Source organism: Microcystis sp. 49638_E5, from assembly GCF_021300285.1.
GTDB classification, from domain to species: domain Bacteria; phylum Cyanobacteriota; class Cyanobacteriia; order Cyanobacteriales; family Microcystaceae; genus Microcystis; species Microcystis aeruginosa_C.
In genome coordinates, this window is the sequence record NZ_JAJTDH010000053.1 from 32,873 (window position 1) to 48,699 (window position 15,827).

The following is a 15,827-nucleotide window of genomic DNA, read 5'->3' on the forward strand; positions in this document are numbered from 1 at the left end:
TAGCTCCGGCGCTCCCTTCTCCGGTGCAGTCTTAAGGATTAATTCAGATAGTCGGCATTTGATAAAACATAAGGAATGTTAACCAAAACCACTTATCGTTAGGAATTTTGATAAGTTGGAGATTGAACAAAGATAGAAAGTCTCTAGCGCTGACAACTATGGCTGTAATTGTCCAAAAATACGGTGGTACATCGGTAGGTTCCGTGGAACGCATTCAATCGGTAGCTCAACGGGTCAAAAATACGGTAATAGCAGGAAACACCGTGGTGGTGGTCGTTTCTGCCATGGGTAAAACCACCGATGGATTGGTCAATTTAGCCAAACAGATCGCCGCCGAACCCTCGCGCCGGGAGATGGATATGTTATTATCCACGGGGGAACAGGTGACAATCGCCTTGATGAGTATGGCCCTAGAGGAAATCGGACAACCGGCCATCTCCCTAACCGGCGCTCAAGTGGGAATTGTCACGGAATCCGAACATAGTCGGGCCCGTATCTTAGAAATTAAAACCGATCGCCTTTCCCGTCATCTATCGGAGGGTAAAGTAGTTGTGGTCGCCGGTTTTCAAGGTGTTAGCGATAGTGATCAACTAGAGATTACCACCCTAGGGCGCGGTGGGTCCGATACCTCGGCCGTGGCCCTAGCAGCCGCCTTAAAAGCCGATTTTTGCGAAATTTACACCGATGTACCCGGTATTCTCACCACTGACCCCCGTTTAGTCCCCGAAGCGCGTCTTTTAGACCAAATTACCTGCGATGAGATGCTCGAATTAGCCAGTTTAGGGGCGAAAGTTCTCCACCCGCGAGCGGTGGAAATCGCTAAAAACTTCGGGGTTCCCTTGGTTGTCCGCTCCAGTTGGACAGAGGATCCGGGTACTTGGGTGACATCCCCAGCACCGAAACCGCGCACCCTGCAAGGATTGGAATTGACAAAAGCAGTGGATGCGGTGGAATTTGACGGCAATCAGGCGAAAATCTCCCTTTTACGGGTTCCGGATCGTCCCGGTATCGCTGCCCGTTTATTTGGGGAAATCGCCCATCAACAGGTGGACGTGGATTTAATTATTCAATCGATTCACGAGGGGGACAGCAACGATATCGCCTTTACGGTGATGGGAAATGCCTTGAAAAAAGCCCAATCCGTGGCCGAAGCGATCGCACCAGTTTTACGTTCCCATCCCACTAATACAGAGGAAGCGGAAGTGATCATCGAATCCGGGGCCGCTAAAATCGCCATTACCGGCGCTGGTATGATCGGCCGGCCTGGAATTGCTGCCCAAATATTTAGCACTTTGGCCGCAGCGGCAATTAATATCGAAATGATCTCCACTTCTGAAGTAAAAGTCAGTTGTGTCATCGATGAAGCGGACGGAGAAAAAGCAATTAAAGTCCTTTGTGATGCTTTTCAAGTGGAGTATTCTGCTAAAGTTGCTCATTGCGAAATCCCTAAAAATTTAGTCCCAGTCAGGGGAGTGGCCCTAGATAATAATCAGGCACAAATGGCTATTCGTAACGTCCCCGATCGCCCCGGGATGGCGGCGAGAATTTTCTCGGTTTTAGCGGCAAAAAATGTCAGTGTTGATATGATTATTCAATCCCAACGCTGTCGCATTGTCGATGGTATTCCCCGACGGGATATCGCTTTTACTTTACCCCAAGCTGATGCTAATTTAGCCCAAAAAATCCTTTTAGAACTATCGGAAAGTTTGGGTTTACAGGAAGTAGTGGTTAATAATGATGTGGCCAAAGTGAGCATTGTTGGTTCGGGAATGGAAGGACAACCGGGGGTAGCAGCACGCTTTTTTGAAGCTTTAGCAAAGGAGAAAATTAATATTTTGATGATTGCTACTTCTGATATAAAAATCAGTTGTGTGGTGAATCAGGAAGATGGAGTCAGGGCCCTACAAGTGGTTCACGCCGCTTTTGGATTGGCCGGACAGGGTAAAATTGAAGTACCCGCCTAAATGAAATTACAAGTTCTATGATGGGGGTAAGAGTTGTTTAATTGTTGGCAACTTAACCCCCAAAAACCCGATAAATAAGTTAACCCTCATCACCCCGATTTTATCTATGGAACCGATAACAGTGGCGACAATTGTTGCTTTGGTATTTCAGACTACTGTAGAAAAATTTACCGAAGCTGCTCTAGAAAAAATTAATACTTTGCGGCAAATCATCTGGAATAAACTTAAAGCTAATCCTAATGCTGAAAAAGCTTTACAAGCTGCTGAAAAAGGGTCAAAAACTGATCTAGAAAAAGTAGCAGATTATTTAAAGGTTGCCATGAATGATGAAGCAGATTTCGCCGAAAAAGTCAAGGGTTTAGCAACAGAAATTCAATCCTTGAAAATTCAGGATAATAGTAGTATGAATCAGGCTAATTATGGAGGGACAAATTTCCAGAATAAGGTTGAGGGTGGTGAAGTTTATCAAGCAGCAACTATAAACATCAATAAAACCTGACTGCAGCCGCCTGTTAAGGAACAGGTTAAACAACATCCTCACAATTTATCTAATAGTAATATCCCTAAATTTGTTGGTAGGGATCAGGAATTAATTGACTTAAAAACTCAATTACAACAATCCCAAAAGCTTGCTATATCTACCTTAACGGGAATGGGAGGCATAGGTAAAACCGAACTAGCCAGACAGTTTGGCTGGCAACAATGGCGGGAAAAAGCCTATCCGGGGGGTATATGTTGGTTAAATGTGGCAGAAAGTGACGGCGGTTTTATCGGTACTTCTATTTTAGATTTTGCGCGGGTACATCTCAAATTAACTTTACCGGATGAGGGAGAATTAGACGTAAAAATTCGTTATTGTTGGCAAAACTGGTTAGCGGGAAATGTCCTAATTATCTTTGATGATGTGCGGGATTATCAGCAAATTAGGGATTATTTACCACCGCAAGAAGACAAACGCTTTCAGGTTTTAATTACCACTCGCAAGGAATATTTATCAGCGACAATTGCAACTTTTCGGGTAGAAGTATTAAAAGAAAAAGATGCACTTGATTTATTGCGTTCCTACCTTGAAGACAACAGAATTGACACACAAATCGAGGCAGCTAAATTATTATGTCAGGATTTAGGTTATTTACCCTTGGCGTTAGAATTGGTGGCAAGGTTGCTAAAACGGCGACAGGATTGGAAAATTAGCAAAATACGGCAGAAATTAGCCGAAAAAGGCTTAGATGAGCCAATTTTAGCCAAAAATCCCAAGTTTGATACAGAAATGACTGGGGAAAGAGGGTTAAAAGCTGCCTTTAATCTCAGTTGGGAGGAGTTGCATAGCGAACCAGAAGCGCAAATTTTGGCACTTTACCTCAGTTTATTCGCTCTTGCGCCCTTTCCCAAGGGGATGATTCTGGATTTATTTCCCGATGAGGATGGGGATACAGTGGAGGAATGGTTAACCGATCTACAAACATCTGTCGGGGAATATCCCCAATATATCGCTGATGAGGATTTATTTTGGTCCTATACGGGTTTAGCTCGTTATTATAATGGACAAGGATTGTATGCTATTGCTGAACCCTACTATCAAGCTTGTTTAACCGCAACTCGAACCCACTTAGGAGACAATCATCCCGATGTGGCAACTTCCCTCAACAATTTAGCAGCATTGTACGATTCCCAAGGCAGGTACACAGAAGCAGAACCTCTCTATCTAGAAGCATTAGATTTGAGAAAACGACTCTTAGGAGACAATCATCCCGATGTGGCACAATCCCTCAACAATTTAGCATACTTGTACAATTCCCAAGGTAGGTACACAGAAGCGGAACCTCTCTATCTAGAAGCATTAGATTTGTATAAACGACTCTTAGGAGACAATCATCCCCATGTGGCAGCTTCCCTCAACAATTTAGCATACTTGTACAAATCCCAAGGCAGGTACACAGAAGCGGAACCTCTCTATCTAGAAGCTTTAGATTTGCTTAAACGACTCTTAGGAGACAATCATCCCGATGTGGCAACTTCCCTCAGCAGTTTAGCATACTTGTACAATTCCCAAGGCAGGTACACAGAAGCAGAACCTCTCTTTCTAGAAGCATTAGATTTGTGTAAACGACTCTTAGGAGACAATCATCCCCATGTGGCAGCTTCCCTCAACAATTTAGCAAACTTGTACTATTCCCAAGGCAGGTACACAGAAGCAGAACCTCTCTTTCTAGAAGCATTAGATTTGTGTAAACGACTCTTAGGAGACAATCATCCCTCTGTGGCAACTTCCCTCAACAATTTAGCAGCATTGTACGATTCCCAAGGCAGATACACAGAAGCGGAACCTCTCTATCTAGAAGCGATTAATATTGCTACCCAAGCATTAGGGGAGAATCATCCTAATACTGTTACAATTCGGGAAAACTTACAAATAATGCGACAACAGCAACATCCATCGCCTTAACTGTGATTTATGGGATTATGGGATAGACTATAATTGATCATTGATAAAGACTTGCCAAATACAACACAATCATAGTATTCACTCAATCATTCAAATCACAGCTTAGACTTATTATAGGAATCTTCCAGGTTCTGTGCGATAAGCTTAACCTACAACATAATCGATCTTTGTGTCCTTTGTGCCTTTGTGGTTCCTTCCATTCCCTCGCCAGCAGGACTGTATCTTAGAATACATTTTACCCACCAAATCCAAGAGAGCCTTGAATGAACCAATCATAAACTGATAACTGATAAAGCTATGACACTCAAAGAACAACTTATTAAAGAAATTGAAACAACTCCCATTTCTCTGCTGCCGGAAATCCTGCATTTTGTCCAATCTATAAAAACAAAACATCCAGACGTTGACTTTATGGAATTTGCTGGTATGGCAGCAGATATAGAAAATACTATGCAAGAGATTGTCGAAGAAGCAGAAGCTAATCGTCAACTTGATTTAAAACGGATAAATGACTTATGAAACAAGCATTACTTGATACCAATATCCTCTCTTATTTTTTACGAGGCAATCCCGCAGTAATTGAACAATTCCGCATCTATCGACAACACTATACTTATATATCGTTTTCAATCTTTACCTATTACGAGATTAAAAGTGGTTTATTGTATAAAGATGCACGAAATCAACAACAACAATTTGAACGTCTTGTAGAAGTCAGTGAAGTAATTGGTTATGATCGTGAAATTAGTGATATAGCTACTCAAATATACGTTAATCTTAGAATAAAAGGACAACTCATTACCCCGATTGATTTGTTTATTGCTGCGACTGCTATTTATTGCGATTATACTCTGATTACAGCTAACATTAAGCACTTTCAAAATATTCCCAATCTTAGTTATGAAAATTGGTATCTCTCAATAATTTAGGACTATTGTATCATTCCCAAGACAGCTACACAGAAGCGGAACCTCTCCATCTAGAAGCGATTAATATTTTCAGAGAAGGATTAGGGGAAAATCATCCCCATACCCAAACGATTATGGAGAATATAAAACTATGTTGTCGCAACTCTGGCAATCAGAATTAAGATAGAGTTTGAATGCTTTGGAAAATAGGGTTCGTAGGCGCACGGATTTTCCATTATGAATATAGTATCCTGTCAAGTCGCCTTTGTCAAGAGAAATTTTAACAACATCCAGAAAAACGTTATTGTAGGGGTAATTCATGAATTACCCCTACACCTATTACCTAGTCCAGTAACGCATCACCTATCATTGACTATGATTGAATTAATCACTGATGACTACAATGATGGATAATTATAGGAGGATGCTGTCTGGACTGTGATTAGGAGAGATTGTTAAATCCCTACAATAATTTTTATTATTTCATCATCAAAAAAAGGATTAATTATGATCAAAAAAATTAAAATCGCCGATGCTCAAACCGATTTACCAAGTCTGGTTAAATCGGTTACAGAAGATAACAAAATTTATGCCATTGAGAATCAGGAGGACTCTGTAATTTTGATTTCCCAAAAAAACTATGAAAGTTTACAAGAAACCATCGAATTACTCTCTATTCCCGATTTAAGAGAAAGCTTACAACTATCTCTACAGCAAATTAATGAAAATGAAACCTATTCTCTTGAGGAAGTCTTGGGAGACATTGATTAATGGTTTATGAAGTCAGATTTACCAAAGAAGCTAAAAAAGATGTTGATAAGCTAACCCTTAAACTTAAGAAAAAACTGAAGTCAATTATCCAAGATACCCTGAGTATTTCTCCCTATAGTGGCAAAAAATTAGTAGGAGATTTAACGGGTTTCTATTCAATTCGGTTAAGTTATCAAGATAGAATACTTTACACCATTAATGATGAACAGAAGTTAATCTATATTCATCGTGCTAAAACTCATTATGGCGAATAAACTAGACCTTGAAAATTCTTGAAAACTAGGGTTTGCAAGCGCACGGATTTTCCATTATATATATAGCATCATGTCAAGTCGCCTTTGTCAAGAGAAAATTTAACAACATCCAGAAAAACGGGGACATGAAGCTTAAATCAAGATGGGAATTACAGCAGACGAATAAATTCTTCTTGTGTCAGTTCAGCATCGCGTAAAATTTTTAGGAGTAATCCTTTCCCGACAGTTTTCCCCCGATGAACCGGTACGGTGACAACTCTTCCATCTTCATGTTTTAAGCGCAGATGACTTCCTTTTTGTCGGATAGATTGAAACCCTATTCTCGTTAAAGCTTTGATAACTTCATCACCGGTTAATATCGGTAATTTTGGCATCAGATAGACACCTTTTCAATTCCAACAAACTCCGACACATCTTCAGGATTGCCATCTTCCAAGCAAAGTTCAATCACTTCCCTGATATTCTTCATCAATTCATCAATCGTTTCCCCTTGACTGTAACAACCCCGAAGTTGAGGAACTTCCCCAACATAATATCCATCCTCATCTCGTTCAATGACAACATAAAACTCTCTTTGATGGTTCATGGTTCTCAATCCTTAAAAAAATTATCGCTATCTAAGCTTTTATTGGCGATTATTGAGACTTGAAAATAGGGTCTGTAGGCGCAAGGATTTTCCATTATGAATATAGTATCATGTCAAGTCGCCTTTGTCAAGAGAAAATTTGACAACATCCAGACAAACGTTATTGTAGGGGTAATTCATGAATTACCCCTACACCTATTACCTAGTCCAGTAACCCACCACCATCGACAGTGGTTGATGTAATCATCTGATGGACTATGACTAGGGAGCTAGTTAAGAGTAGATTAGAGATGAAGATTGATTGAATGAACCAATCATAGTTAAGACCGTTGGAAAAGAGGGTTCGTAGGCGCACGGATTTTCCATTGTGAATATAGTATCCTGTCAAGTCGCCTTTGTCAAGAGAAAATTTAACAACATCCAGAAAAACGTTATTGTAGGGGTAATTCATGAATTACCCCTACACCTATTACCTAGTGATAAGTAAAACCTAGGGTGCGTTAGTTGTAACCCACCACTTATTATTGACTTGATCGGCGATCACACCCTGTAAGGGTGAACATTCGGGGGATAACCCATCGCTGAAACCGTAGATTTCCTATCCGAATGTTGCGCCCCTACTTTTTCAGCATACCCTAATTAATCGGGCAATTTATACTGTTCCACAATCTTTTTAGCATATTCAGGAACATGAGCCGCTAATTTTTCAGGATAATTACGTTTAACATAAAGGTAATTACGGGTAAAGTGAGAATCGATGGAAAAGCGAGCATATTCTAAACCTTTAGGCCCGATTTTTTCAATTACTACTCCCATCATTTTTGCCGCCCACATCGGCAAGGTTACACCTTTATCATAGGCAGGAATGCTATTTTGTACCGCCTGTTTTCTATCACCACTAGACATAACATCTTGGGTGTCTAATTGATCTTTAACTAACTCTAACATTTCCTTGCCCGTATCATTACGAACCATAATCCATTGCCAGCCAAAAGGTGCGCCCATATAGCCCACAACTAAATCAGCAAGGGAGTTAACATAATCAAAACAAGTCATACAGGAAGGGGCAAAAACATCTTTTAATTTATTAGTTTTTAAGCCAAAAAAGGGAACCATTTCCATCGAGCCGTCTTCGTGTTTAAAGTGTACCCGAAAATCCTGCATAAATTCGTAGTGAACCACAGTTTCTGGGGAACGACTGGTAGTTTCTAGAAACTTTTGCAGTCCTGAGCGGGTGACATTATCGACGCAGGGAGTTCCTAAGACATATAATTTTTCCAAGCCTAATTTTTTTTCTACTGCTCTTAGGGCTTGAATTTGACAACCAACTCCGATAACTAATAACCGTTTCATGCCCGATTTTTCAATTTCTTCTAGGACTGATAAATTGGGAGAAAGAGTCGGTTTATTAACTTTAGCGGCGAGAATTTCTTCCGTGGTACGGGCAAGAATCGGCTGCGGTTGAAAGCGATCCTCGGCGGTATTCTGCACACAAACCACCCCTTCTACTAAACCACGATCGAGCATTTCACAGGCAATTGTGCTGACGATTCCTGTCCATTGCGCCCCAGGGATAGCTTGTTTTTTCTTGGCAGCCATCATCTCTTGATGAACACCAAAATAGAGATCATTTTCCTGATTTAAGTCGCGACTTTTGCCGTGTGATGCTGCTTCTAAATCGGCGATTTGTTGATTGAGAAAAGCACAAGCTTCTTTAACATAGTGAATATAATAAGTGTCACAAAGTCCGCACTCGCTGCACAATTCTTTGGCAGGACGACGACTATTTGACTTGAGGGCTTTGGCTTTTAGGTGTGGCGCAAGGGAGTTCATAATCTTAAAAGGCAACTAGGTCAAGGGTTTTTTTCTATTGATCGTTTACCTTACCGCATTAGATCGCTTTGTTACCAATCTTTTTAAAGAAATGTAACGATTACCCGGAATAGGATCAGAGCAAAGCTTCTAAGGTGGCGACGACGGAAGCCGCTAAAGTTTCTAAATCATAACCGCCTTCTAAGCCGAAAAGCAGCGGTTTATTGAGAGTTAAGAGGTATTTGGTTAAAATTCCATAATCCTGTGGGTGTAAACAAATTCCCGCCAGAGGATCCGCTTGATTGGCATCATATCCAGCACTAACAATCACTAAATCCGGTTGAAAATTTTTCAGAAAAGGTATGACTTGCCCCTCAAAATGTTCTTGATAATCTTTAATCGTACTTCCCGCCGATAAGGGAATATTCAAAACATTATTAAACTCCCCTTTTTCTCTCGCTTCTCCCGTGCCTGGATAAAAGGGGAATTGATGGAGGGAACAATAGGCAATCTGGGGATGATTTTCGACTATATCCTGGGTGCCATTGCCGTGATGTACGTCCCAATCAAGAATCGCTACTTTTTGCACTCTTTTGTTTTCCAAAGCATAATAGGCGGCAATAGCAGCATTAGAAAACAGACAGAAACCCATGCCATAATTAGAAGTGGCATGATGTCCGGGGGGACGGGCTAAAATAAAGGTAGGATCGCCAGTAGATAAGACTCGTTCGACTCCATCTAACCAGCCACTAACCGCTAGTAACGCCACATCGTAACTACGCGCAGAAACGGGAGTATCGGCATCCAATCTTCCTCCGCCCTGTTGACAAATTCGCCGCAATCTATCAACATAATCTTGATTATGAACTTGTTTAATCAAAGGAATTACTTCGTCACGAATTTCGAGCGGTGTCGGTAAATGCCATGTTAATTTTGACTGCCATTCTGTTTGTTTTAAAGCCTCGACAATTGCCGTTAAACGCGCCGCTTTTTCGGGATGGTAAATACCTGTATCGTGATCGAGAAATTCATCGGAATAGATAATCGATATCATAATCAAATTACTGCTTAAGTAGCTGGTTATAATTAAATTGAAGATAGATTTTAGGTTCGATCCCCCCTGCCCCCCTTATTAAGGGGGGTGCCGATAGGCGGGGGGATCTGACAGTTTTTAACACCTAACTGCTTAACTCGTTGATTTTTGAGCAACCCAATGATTTTAATCTATCAGAAAAACAGGGGCTTGAGGAGCTATAGTGAAAAAACTTTACCGATCGGGCCACTTTTGCCGGATGATGCAATTATCTCCCCCTAAGGTGACAGGAAGCAAAAATGCTGACAAATTTTCAGAAATTTCAGCTAGAAGTTAATGGCATTACTATCAATGGTGTCAAAGGTGGGCGCGGTTTTCCGCTGCTTTTGCTCCATGGTTATCCCCAAACCCATCAAATGTGGCATAAAATCGCCCCCCGATTAGCGGCTAATTTTACGGTAATCGCCACGGATCTGCGCGGCTACGGGGATAGCGATAAACCCTTACCCCTAGAGGATTCTAGCAATTATTGCAAGCGGGTGATGGCCCTCGATCAGGTGTTGCTGATGGAAAAATTGGGTTATCAGGAGTTTTATCTGATCGGCCATGATCGAGGGGCGCGAGTTTCCCACCGCCTCGCCCTTGATTTTCCAGAAAAGGTCAAAAAACTCGTTTTACTCGATATAGCCCCGACGCTGGCGATGTACGAGGCGACTGATCAAACTTTTGCCACTGCCTACTATCATTGGTTTTTCTTGATTCAGCCTTCCCCTTTTCCCGAAACCCTGATCGCTGCTAATCCCGATTATTATCTGCACCATTGCTTGCAAAGTTGGGGGCGAGATTTTAGCGCTTTTACAGAGGAAGCTTTGGGGGAATATCGGCGTTGTTTTCGAGATTTAAGGACGATAACCGCCACCTGTGCCGATTATCGGGCCGCCGCTACCATCGATTTAGAGCATGATCGTCAGGATTTAGACCAGAAAATTTCCTCCCCCCTCTTGGTTCTTTGGGGAAAAAAAGGTTTCATCGCACGTCAATACGATGTGATCGCTCTTTGGCAGCAGCGAGCTAATCAAGTGACAGGACAGGCGATCGCCAGTGGTCATTTTTTACCGGAAGAAGCAGCGGAAGAGACGGGACAGGCGATCGAGGATTTTCTCGGCTAAGTAATACTAAATCCTGTTATTAAAAACTGATTATTTATTCTCCGTTTTGCATGAGTGCCTCTCCTGATATGTAGCCTATATTCAGCGGATTTAGTATCAAAAAAAAATCGGGCTAGAAATAGCTTCCAACCCCATAGGATCAATAACCTAATTAGTGATTAAATTCTCGACTTAGTAAGCGTCCTGTAGTTCATAGAATTCGGGAGAAACGTAATCTTTGCGTAGGGGCCAACCTACCCAATCTTCTGGCATTAAAATCCGTTTCAGGTGGGGATGTCCTTCATAAATAATGCCGAACATATCATAACTTTCTCGTTCTTGCCAGTCAGCGGCTTTCCAAATCCAGTAAACCGAAGCAACCCTGGGATTATCTCTAGGAAGAAAGACTTTTAAGCGCACTTCCACGGGACTATCGACATTATCGGTTACTTTGACCAGATGATAGAAACTAACTAATTCTTTCCCCGGTCCCAAATCGTAAGCGCCCTGACATTGGAGATAATTAAAGCCATAAGCGAATAAAGCAGTGGCCAGAGGAATTAAAAATTCTGCTTCTACTTTAATCAATTCCACACCACTATGGTCAGCTTCTAAAGCTTGATGATCAAAACCATTTTCGCTTAACCAAATCGAAGTGGGGCCAGCTTGCACAATAGCTGTGGTTTCTTCAGTCATTTAGATTTCTTCCTTTTGTTTCGTGGTCAAAAGAGCGGGAGGAACAGGCATACCAGTGGCTTCTAGTAACTCTTTCGGAGGTGCTTGACGGGTGGCCGATTGCAGATATTTACCCGTAAGAATCGGTTCCGTGGCCTGCATTTTATGGGTGGTGCTGTAATAACGATTGGTTTGTTGGAGGACAGTCCCGCGTTCTTGAATAGATTCGTTAGCGACTTTTTTCCGCAGTTTAATAATTGCATCGATAATCGCTTCCGGACGGGGGGGACAACCGGGTATATAGACATCCACGGGGATAAGTTTATCTACCCCTCTGACTGCGGTGGTGGAGTCACTACTGAACATTCCCCCCGTAATCGTACAGGCACCCATGGCGATAACGTATTTGGGTTCTGGCATTTCTTCGTACAGACGCACCAAAGCGGGGGCCATTTTCATGGTAACTGTACCGGCAGTGATGATTAAATCGGCTTGCCGGGGACTAGAACGGGGAACTAAACCAAAGCGATCGAAATCAAAACGGGAACCAATCAAGGCCGCGAACTCGATAAAACAGCAAGCTGTACCGTATAGCATCGGCCAAAGACTTGACAAACGCGCCCAGTTATATAGGTCATCAACGGTGGTAAGGATGACATTTTCCGATAAATCCTGGGTAACTTTAGTGCGTTCGATGGGATTGAGGATTTTTTCGCTTTGTTGTGCGATAATTTGCTTAAATTCGCTGGTAGGGTTGGGACTCATCGGGTTATCCTCTCATGAAAAGTCAAAAATAAGGAAAATTATGGCCGTTATGACCATTCTAAGGCTCCTTTCCGCCAAGCATAGACGAGAGCAACCACAAGGATAGCAATAAAGATCAGTGCTTCTACAAAAGCTAATAGGCCCAATTGATTGAAAGCTACTGCCCAAGGGTAGAGAAAGACGGTTTCCACGTCAAAAACCACGAAAACGAGGGCAAACATATAATAACGAATGTTAAACTGAATCCAAGCACCGCCGATCGGTTCCATCCCCGATTCATAGGTAGTGCGTCTTTCCGGACCGCCACCACTAGGCCGCAGGACTTTGGAGGCAGTTAGGGATAGGATTGGTACTAAACTGCAAGCGAGCAGAAATCCTAGAAAATACTCGTAACCTTTGAGGACAAACACTGGGTTTTTTTTCTCCTTATTCGCTATCGACAGGGGAAGTTGTCGGCATCTCTATGGCTACTTATTATAGAGGCTTTAGCAACCCCTCTCCTTCTCAAAAGCAGCATTGAAGATGTTTATCGATACCATTAGCTAATCATCGGGTTGAGCTTCGCTTCTGTCTCTGTTTTGCTCTTAACTCTGACGGGGTGACAAGGAAGCCTACAATCCCTATGAGAAGCGAAGTGTAGCCAAATATGGTAAAAAAGAGGTGGCTGGGATCAGCTGTTGACTATCTCAATGAGTGCCGGTGTTGTCAGTCCGAGCATTTGTACTAAAATTTTTCCTAGGCAGTGTAAATTATGAGAAATGCTGTCCAGCGGATTATAGTTTGTTTGTTAATGCACAGGCTCAAAGCAGCGATCGCTTAAGACAATATATCATTATGCAGTTACTAAAACTGACTCGCTAGAATTTTGCTAAATCTCTTAATAGCTTGTTTATGTCTTAAAATAAGACTGATTAGATTATAACGATTACAGTTTAAGTAAGTAGTTATTGCCTCTGATCCCCCCTGCCCCCCTTAATAAGGGGGGTGCCGATAGGCGGGGGGATCCCCCCTGCCCCCCTTGATAAGGGGGGTGATAGGCGGGGGGATCCCCCCTGCCCCCCTTGATAAGGGGGGTGTCTGACAGCTTTTAACCCCTACCTACTTAAATAGTGACGAGGACAATTTCCAATCCCCATTCGGATTAACTTTGTTAGCTATAGCATCCCTAAATGAAATGTGAAAAGGTATCGTATTTTTTAAGTTTAGGAAAATTAAATAATTGAAATTTAGCCAAAAACTCGAACAGTCGTTTAACCACAGGAAAACCTTTCGCCATCCCATAAAATCCGCTCAAAAGACTTGTTAACTGTAGCCAAATCGTTTCTACTAGATTTTCTTCGGTTTGGTGCGCTCTCAGTTTTCTGCTGACGTTCTTTGCGCTATTTAACCGAATAAACCCTTTTTAAGGCATTAGGGAAGGATAGGCTATGCCGACTTTTATTTTATGAGACTAGGCTATTGTATCAACTTTTAATTAAACAGCTAATCGGCTAAAGTGATAAGTAAATATTATTTTAAGTTTATTTAAGGCTGTCATTACTAATGGTAAGTTGAGCCTGGTGAATTTTCGCGTAGTATCAAAAAGGAAACTCATTCGACCTGTTCAGTGTAAACGGGGAGAGAAGGCATTTTGAGACTGAGGAACAACCTATGGCAAAGAAAATAAAGACAACCACTTATAAAGTCACCCTGAAAACACCCAAGGGCGATTATGAAATTGATGTTCCCGATAATGAATATATTCTCGATATAGCGGAAGAAAAAGGATTAGATTTACCTTCTTCTTGCCGTGCTGGTGCTTGTTCTGCTTGCGCTGGTCAAATCATATCCGGTAGCGTTGATCAATCCGAGCAATCCTTCTTAGATGACGATCAAATTGAAGCGGGTTATGTCCTCACCTGTGTGGCCTATCCTACTTCTGACTGTGTGATCGTCACCCACAAAGAAGAAGATTTGTACTAATTTAACTCAATATTCGGGGGTTAGATACTCCAACAATACAACAATAATAGAGCGGGAACTGCAAGGGCGACAGTTCTCGCTTTATTTGTATTTTTGCCTCTTGACTCGACAATGAGATAAAGCCCAAAAATTAATCCTGCAGCGGCAGGGTGTGGGGTGTAGGGTTAATGGGCGCTGATCACTAATTATCGGCCCACTTCTGCGAAAATCTCGGCTAAAATCTCTCCAGCACCAGCCTCGCGCACTTTATGGGCTAAATCTCGTCCTAAGACTTCCCCATGGCTAGGATCACCGCTAACCGAGTCCTTAATCAGGCGCTTACCGTCGAGACTGGCCACCATACCCGTTAAAGTTAGGATACCATCCTCGATCGCCGTATTCACTCCGATGGGAACCTGACAGCCCCCCTGCAACTCGCGTAAAAAAGCGCGTTCAGCATAGCATCTATCGCGACTAGGGGCGTGTTCCAACACTTTTAGGACTTGCAAAACCTCCGCATCTCCATCGCGGCATTCTATCCCTAAAGCCCCCTGTCCCACCGCATGGAGAGAAATTTCCGCCGGAATAACCTGATGAACTCGATCGCCTAATCCTAACCTTTCCAGTCCCGCTACTGCCAGAATAATCCCGTCGTATTCTCCCGCGTCCAGTTTTGCCAGACGGGTGTTAACATTGCCGCGCACATCTTTAAAAGTCAGATGGGGATAATGATAACGCAACTGGGCCAATCGCCGCAGGGAAGAAGTCCCCACCACCGCACCTGCCGGTAAACTGTCTAATTGATAGTCTTGGTTTTGGCTATTTACCACCAAAGCATCGGCCGGATTAACTCTTTCGGTGACGCAACCCAAGATTAAACCTTCGGGCAAATTAGTGGGCAGATCCTTGAGAGAATGGACAGCAAGATCGATCGATCTATCCAACATTCCCAGTTCTAATTCTTTGGTAAATAAACCCTTATCACCGATTTTCGCCAGGGCCACATCGAGAATTTTATCGCCTTGGGTACTCATCGTCTCCACCTCAAACTGTCGATGGGGGTGGTGTTTACTCAATTCTGCCTGTACCCAATAGGTTTGTACTAGGGCTAACTGACTTTTACGCGAACCGATACGCAGGGAACGAGGAGGACTAGAAACGGACATATCTGAACTAGGAATTTAACTAAACATCTATCTGACTGCTCGATCTAGACTATCCTGATCTCACCCCTGTTGAGTAATCACTTTCTCGGTTAGGCATAAATAGTTACATCTCTTAATATTTTTAGGCAAATAGGGTGAGGGTAATTACCCATTTCTCCTTTTCTGGAAGAGGGGTTGGGGGTGAGGGTAACTATCTGTTTTTTGGACTGCCAAAAAAGCCGAAAAGTCCTATGCCACAAGGTTTTTATATAGCATTTACATTTGAGACGTGGAAACCAATTTCTGAAAAAAATGCTATAATCTAAGTCAATGTTTTAATAACTTTAATTATGGACAAGGCTCAGAAAATCAAAAAAGA

Annotated in this window: 20 protein-coding genes; 12 read left to right on the forward strand and 8 right to left on the reverse strand. The window is 42.3% G+C overall.

The window, feature by feature from the left end; translation table 11 throughout:
- Nucleotides 1–158: 158 nt before the first annotated feature.
- The 9 genes from LW728_RS15040 to LW728_RS15080 all read left to right on the forward strand — a co-directional run bounded on the left by LW728_RS15040 (nt 159) and on the right by LW728_RS15080 (nt 6,343).
- Nucleotides 159–1,964 (forward strand): aspartate kinase, encoded by a 1,806-nt coding sequence (locus LW728_RS15040; RefSeq protein WP_108937976.1) that lies wholly within the window; start codon nt 159–161, stop codon nt 1,962–1,964.
- Nucleotides 1,965–2,070: 106 nt separating this feature from the next.
- Nucleotides 2,071–2,463 carry a hypothetical protein gene (locus LW728_RS15045; RefSeq protein WP_287767160.1) on the forward strand — a complete coding sequence of 131 codons (393 nt, stop codon included), beginning with the start codon at nt 2,071–2,073 and terminating at the stop codon, nt 2,461–2,463.
- Entirely contained in the window at nt 2,464–4,410 is a 1,947-nt protein-coding gene (locus LW728_RS15050; protein ID WP_502845976.1) for a tetratricopeptide repeat protein, read from the forward strand.
- Between the two features lie 297 nt (nt 4,411–4,707).
- Nucleotides 4,708–4,929 (forward strand): hypothetical protein, encoded by a 222-nt coding sequence (locus tag LW728_RS15055; RefSeq protein WP_106908986.1) that lies wholly within the window; start codon nt 4,708–4,710, stop codon nt 4,927–4,929.
- A complete protein-coding gene (locus LW728_RS15060; RefSeq protein WP_002780221.1) occupies nt 4,926–5,339 on the forward strand; it encodes a type II toxin-antitoxin system VapC family toxin in 414 nt (137 codons plus the stop codon). Before LW728_RS15055 ends, LW728_RS15060 begins: the two co-directional genes overlap by 4 nt.
- Nucleotides 5,318–5,500 (forward strand): tetratricopeptide repeat protein, encoded by a 183-nt coding sequence (locus LW728_RS15065; RefSeq protein WP_287767162.1) that lies wholly within the window; start codon nt 5,318–5,320, stop codon nt 5,498–5,500. Before LW728_RS15060 ends, LW728_RS15065 begins: the two co-directional genes overlap by 22 nt.
- A gap of 55 nt (nt 5,501–5,555) precedes the next feature.
- On the forward strand, nt 5,556–5,732 hold the full coding sequence (locus LW728_RS15070; RefSeq protein WP_287767164.1) for a hypothetical protein: 177 nt from the start codon (nt 5,556–5,558) through the stop codon (nt 5,730–5,732).
- 93 nt (nt 5,733–5,825) lie between these two features.
- Nucleotides 5,826–6,089 (forward strand): type II toxin-antitoxin system Phd/YefM family antitoxin, encoded by a 264-nt coding sequence (locus LW728_RS15075; protein ID WP_002756068.1) that lies wholly within the window; start codon nt 5,826–5,828, stop codon nt 6,087–6,089.
- Nucleotides 6,089–6,343, forward strand: a complete 255-nt coding sequence (locus LW728_RS15080; protein WP_002797171.1) for a type II toxin-antitoxin system RelE family toxin — start codon at nt 6,089–6,091, stop codon at nt 6,341–6,343. The genes LW728_RS15075 and LW728_RS15080 overlap by 1 nt, the downstream gene beginning before the upstream one ends.
- Before the next feature lie 149 nt (nt 6,344–6,492).
- Here the strand turns inward: LW728_RS15080 and LW728_RS15085 are convergent, their stop codons facing one another.
- The gene (locus LW728_RS15085; protein WP_002739026.1) at nt 6,493–6,717 is read right to left on the reverse strand and encodes a type II toxin-antitoxin system HicA family toxin; all 225 of its coding nucleotides are present in this window, start codon (nt 6,715–6,717) and stop codon (nt 6,493–6,495) included.
- Nucleotides 6,717–6,929: a type II toxin-antitoxin system HicB family antitoxin gene (locus tag LW728_RS15090; RefSeq protein ID WP_016516940.1), complete on the reverse strand. Its 213-nt coding sequence runs from the start codon at nt 6,927–6,929 to the stop codon at nt 6,717–6,719. The genes LW728_RS15085 and LW728_RS15090 overlap by 1 nt, the downstream gene beginning before the upstream one ends.
- A gap of 96 nt (nt 6,930–7,025) precedes the next feature.
- On the opposite strand from LW728_RS15090, the gene LW728_RS15095 reads away from it, so the two are divergent.
- Nucleotides 7,026–7,172 (forward strand): hypothetical protein, encoded by a 147-nt coding sequence (locus LW728_RS15095; protein ID WP_159297941.1) that lies wholly within the window; start codon nt 7,026–7,028, stop codon nt 7,170–7,172.
- A 396-nt stretch (nt 7,173–7,568) separates the two neighbouring features.
- Here LW728_RS15095 and LW728_RS15100 read toward each other — a convergent pair whose 3' ends face one another.
- Together LW728_RS15100 and LW728_RS15105 are read right to left on the reverse strand one after the other, a co-directional pair.
- Nucleotides 7,569–8,762 (reverse strand): Coenzyme F420 hydrogenase/dehydrogenase, beta subunit C-terminal domain, encoded by a 1,194-nt coding sequence (locus tag LW728_RS15100; RefSeq protein ID WP_287767167.1) that lies wholly within the window; start codon nt 8,760–8,762, stop codon nt 7,569–7,571.
- A gap of 115 nt (nt 8,763–8,877) precedes the next feature.
- Entirely contained in the window at nt 8,878–9,795 is a 918-nt protein-coding gene (locus tag LW728_RS15105; RefSeq protein WP_287767169.1) for a histone deacetylase family protein, read from the reverse strand.
- A 278-nt stretch (nt 9,796–10,073) separates the two neighbouring features.
- Here LW728_RS15105 and LW728_RS15110 point away from each other — a divergent pair, with 278 nt between their 5' ends.
- Nucleotides 10,074–10,943, forward strand: a complete 870-nt coding sequence (locus tag LW728_RS15110; RefSeq protein ID WP_287767171.1) for an alpha/beta fold hydrolase — start codon at nt 10,074–10,076, stop codon at nt 10,941–10,943.
- 171 nt (nt 10,944–11,114) lie between these two features.
- On the opposite strand, the gene LW728_RS15115 is transcribed toward LW728_RS15110, so the two are convergent.
- Genes LW728_RS15115 through ndhC form a run of 3 tightly spaced genes read right to left on the reverse strand, consistent with a single transcriptional unit; the run spans nt 11,115 to nt 12,772 of the window.
- A complete protein-coding gene (locus LW728_RS15115; RefSeq protein ID WP_002738424.1) occupies nt 11,115–11,618 on the reverse strand; it encodes an NAD(P)H-quinone oxidoreductase subunit J in 504 nt (167 codons plus the stop codon).
- Nucleotides 11,619–12,362, reverse strand: a complete 744-nt coding sequence (gene ndhK / locus LW728_RS15120; RefSeq protein WP_002800109.1) for a photosynthetic/respiratory NAD(P)H-quinone oxidoreductase subunit K — start codon at nt 12,360–12,362, stop codon at nt 11,619–11,621. It lies immediately after the preceding gene.
- A gap of 47 nt (nt 12,363–12,409) precedes the next feature.
- Nucleotides 12,410–12,772 (reverse strand): photosynthetic/respiratory NAD(P)H-quinone oxidoreductase subunit C, encoded by a 363-nt coding sequence (gene ndhC / locus LW728_RS15125; protein WP_002739390.1) that lies wholly within the window; start codon nt 12,770–12,772, stop codon nt 12,410–12,412.
- 1,240 nt (nt 12,773–14,012) lie between these two features.
- Here ndhC and LW728_RS15130 point away from each other — a divergent pair.
- Complete coding sequence (locus LW728_RS15130) at nt 14,013–14,324, forward strand: ferredoxin (RefSeq protein ID WP_287669249.1); 312 nt, start codon at nt 14,013–14,015, stop codon at nt 14,322–14,324.
- A 185-nt stretch (nt 14,325–14,509) separates the two neighbouring features.
- Here the strand turns inward: LW728_RS15130 and hemC are convergent, their stop codons facing one another.
- Nucleotides 14,510–15,469, reverse strand: a complete 960-nt coding sequence (hemC, locus tag LW728_RS15135) for a hydroxymethylbilane synthase (protein WP_004163774.1) — start codon at nt 15,467–15,469, stop codon at nt 14,510–14,512.
- Between the last annotated feature and the right edge of the window lie 358 nt (nt 15,470–15,827).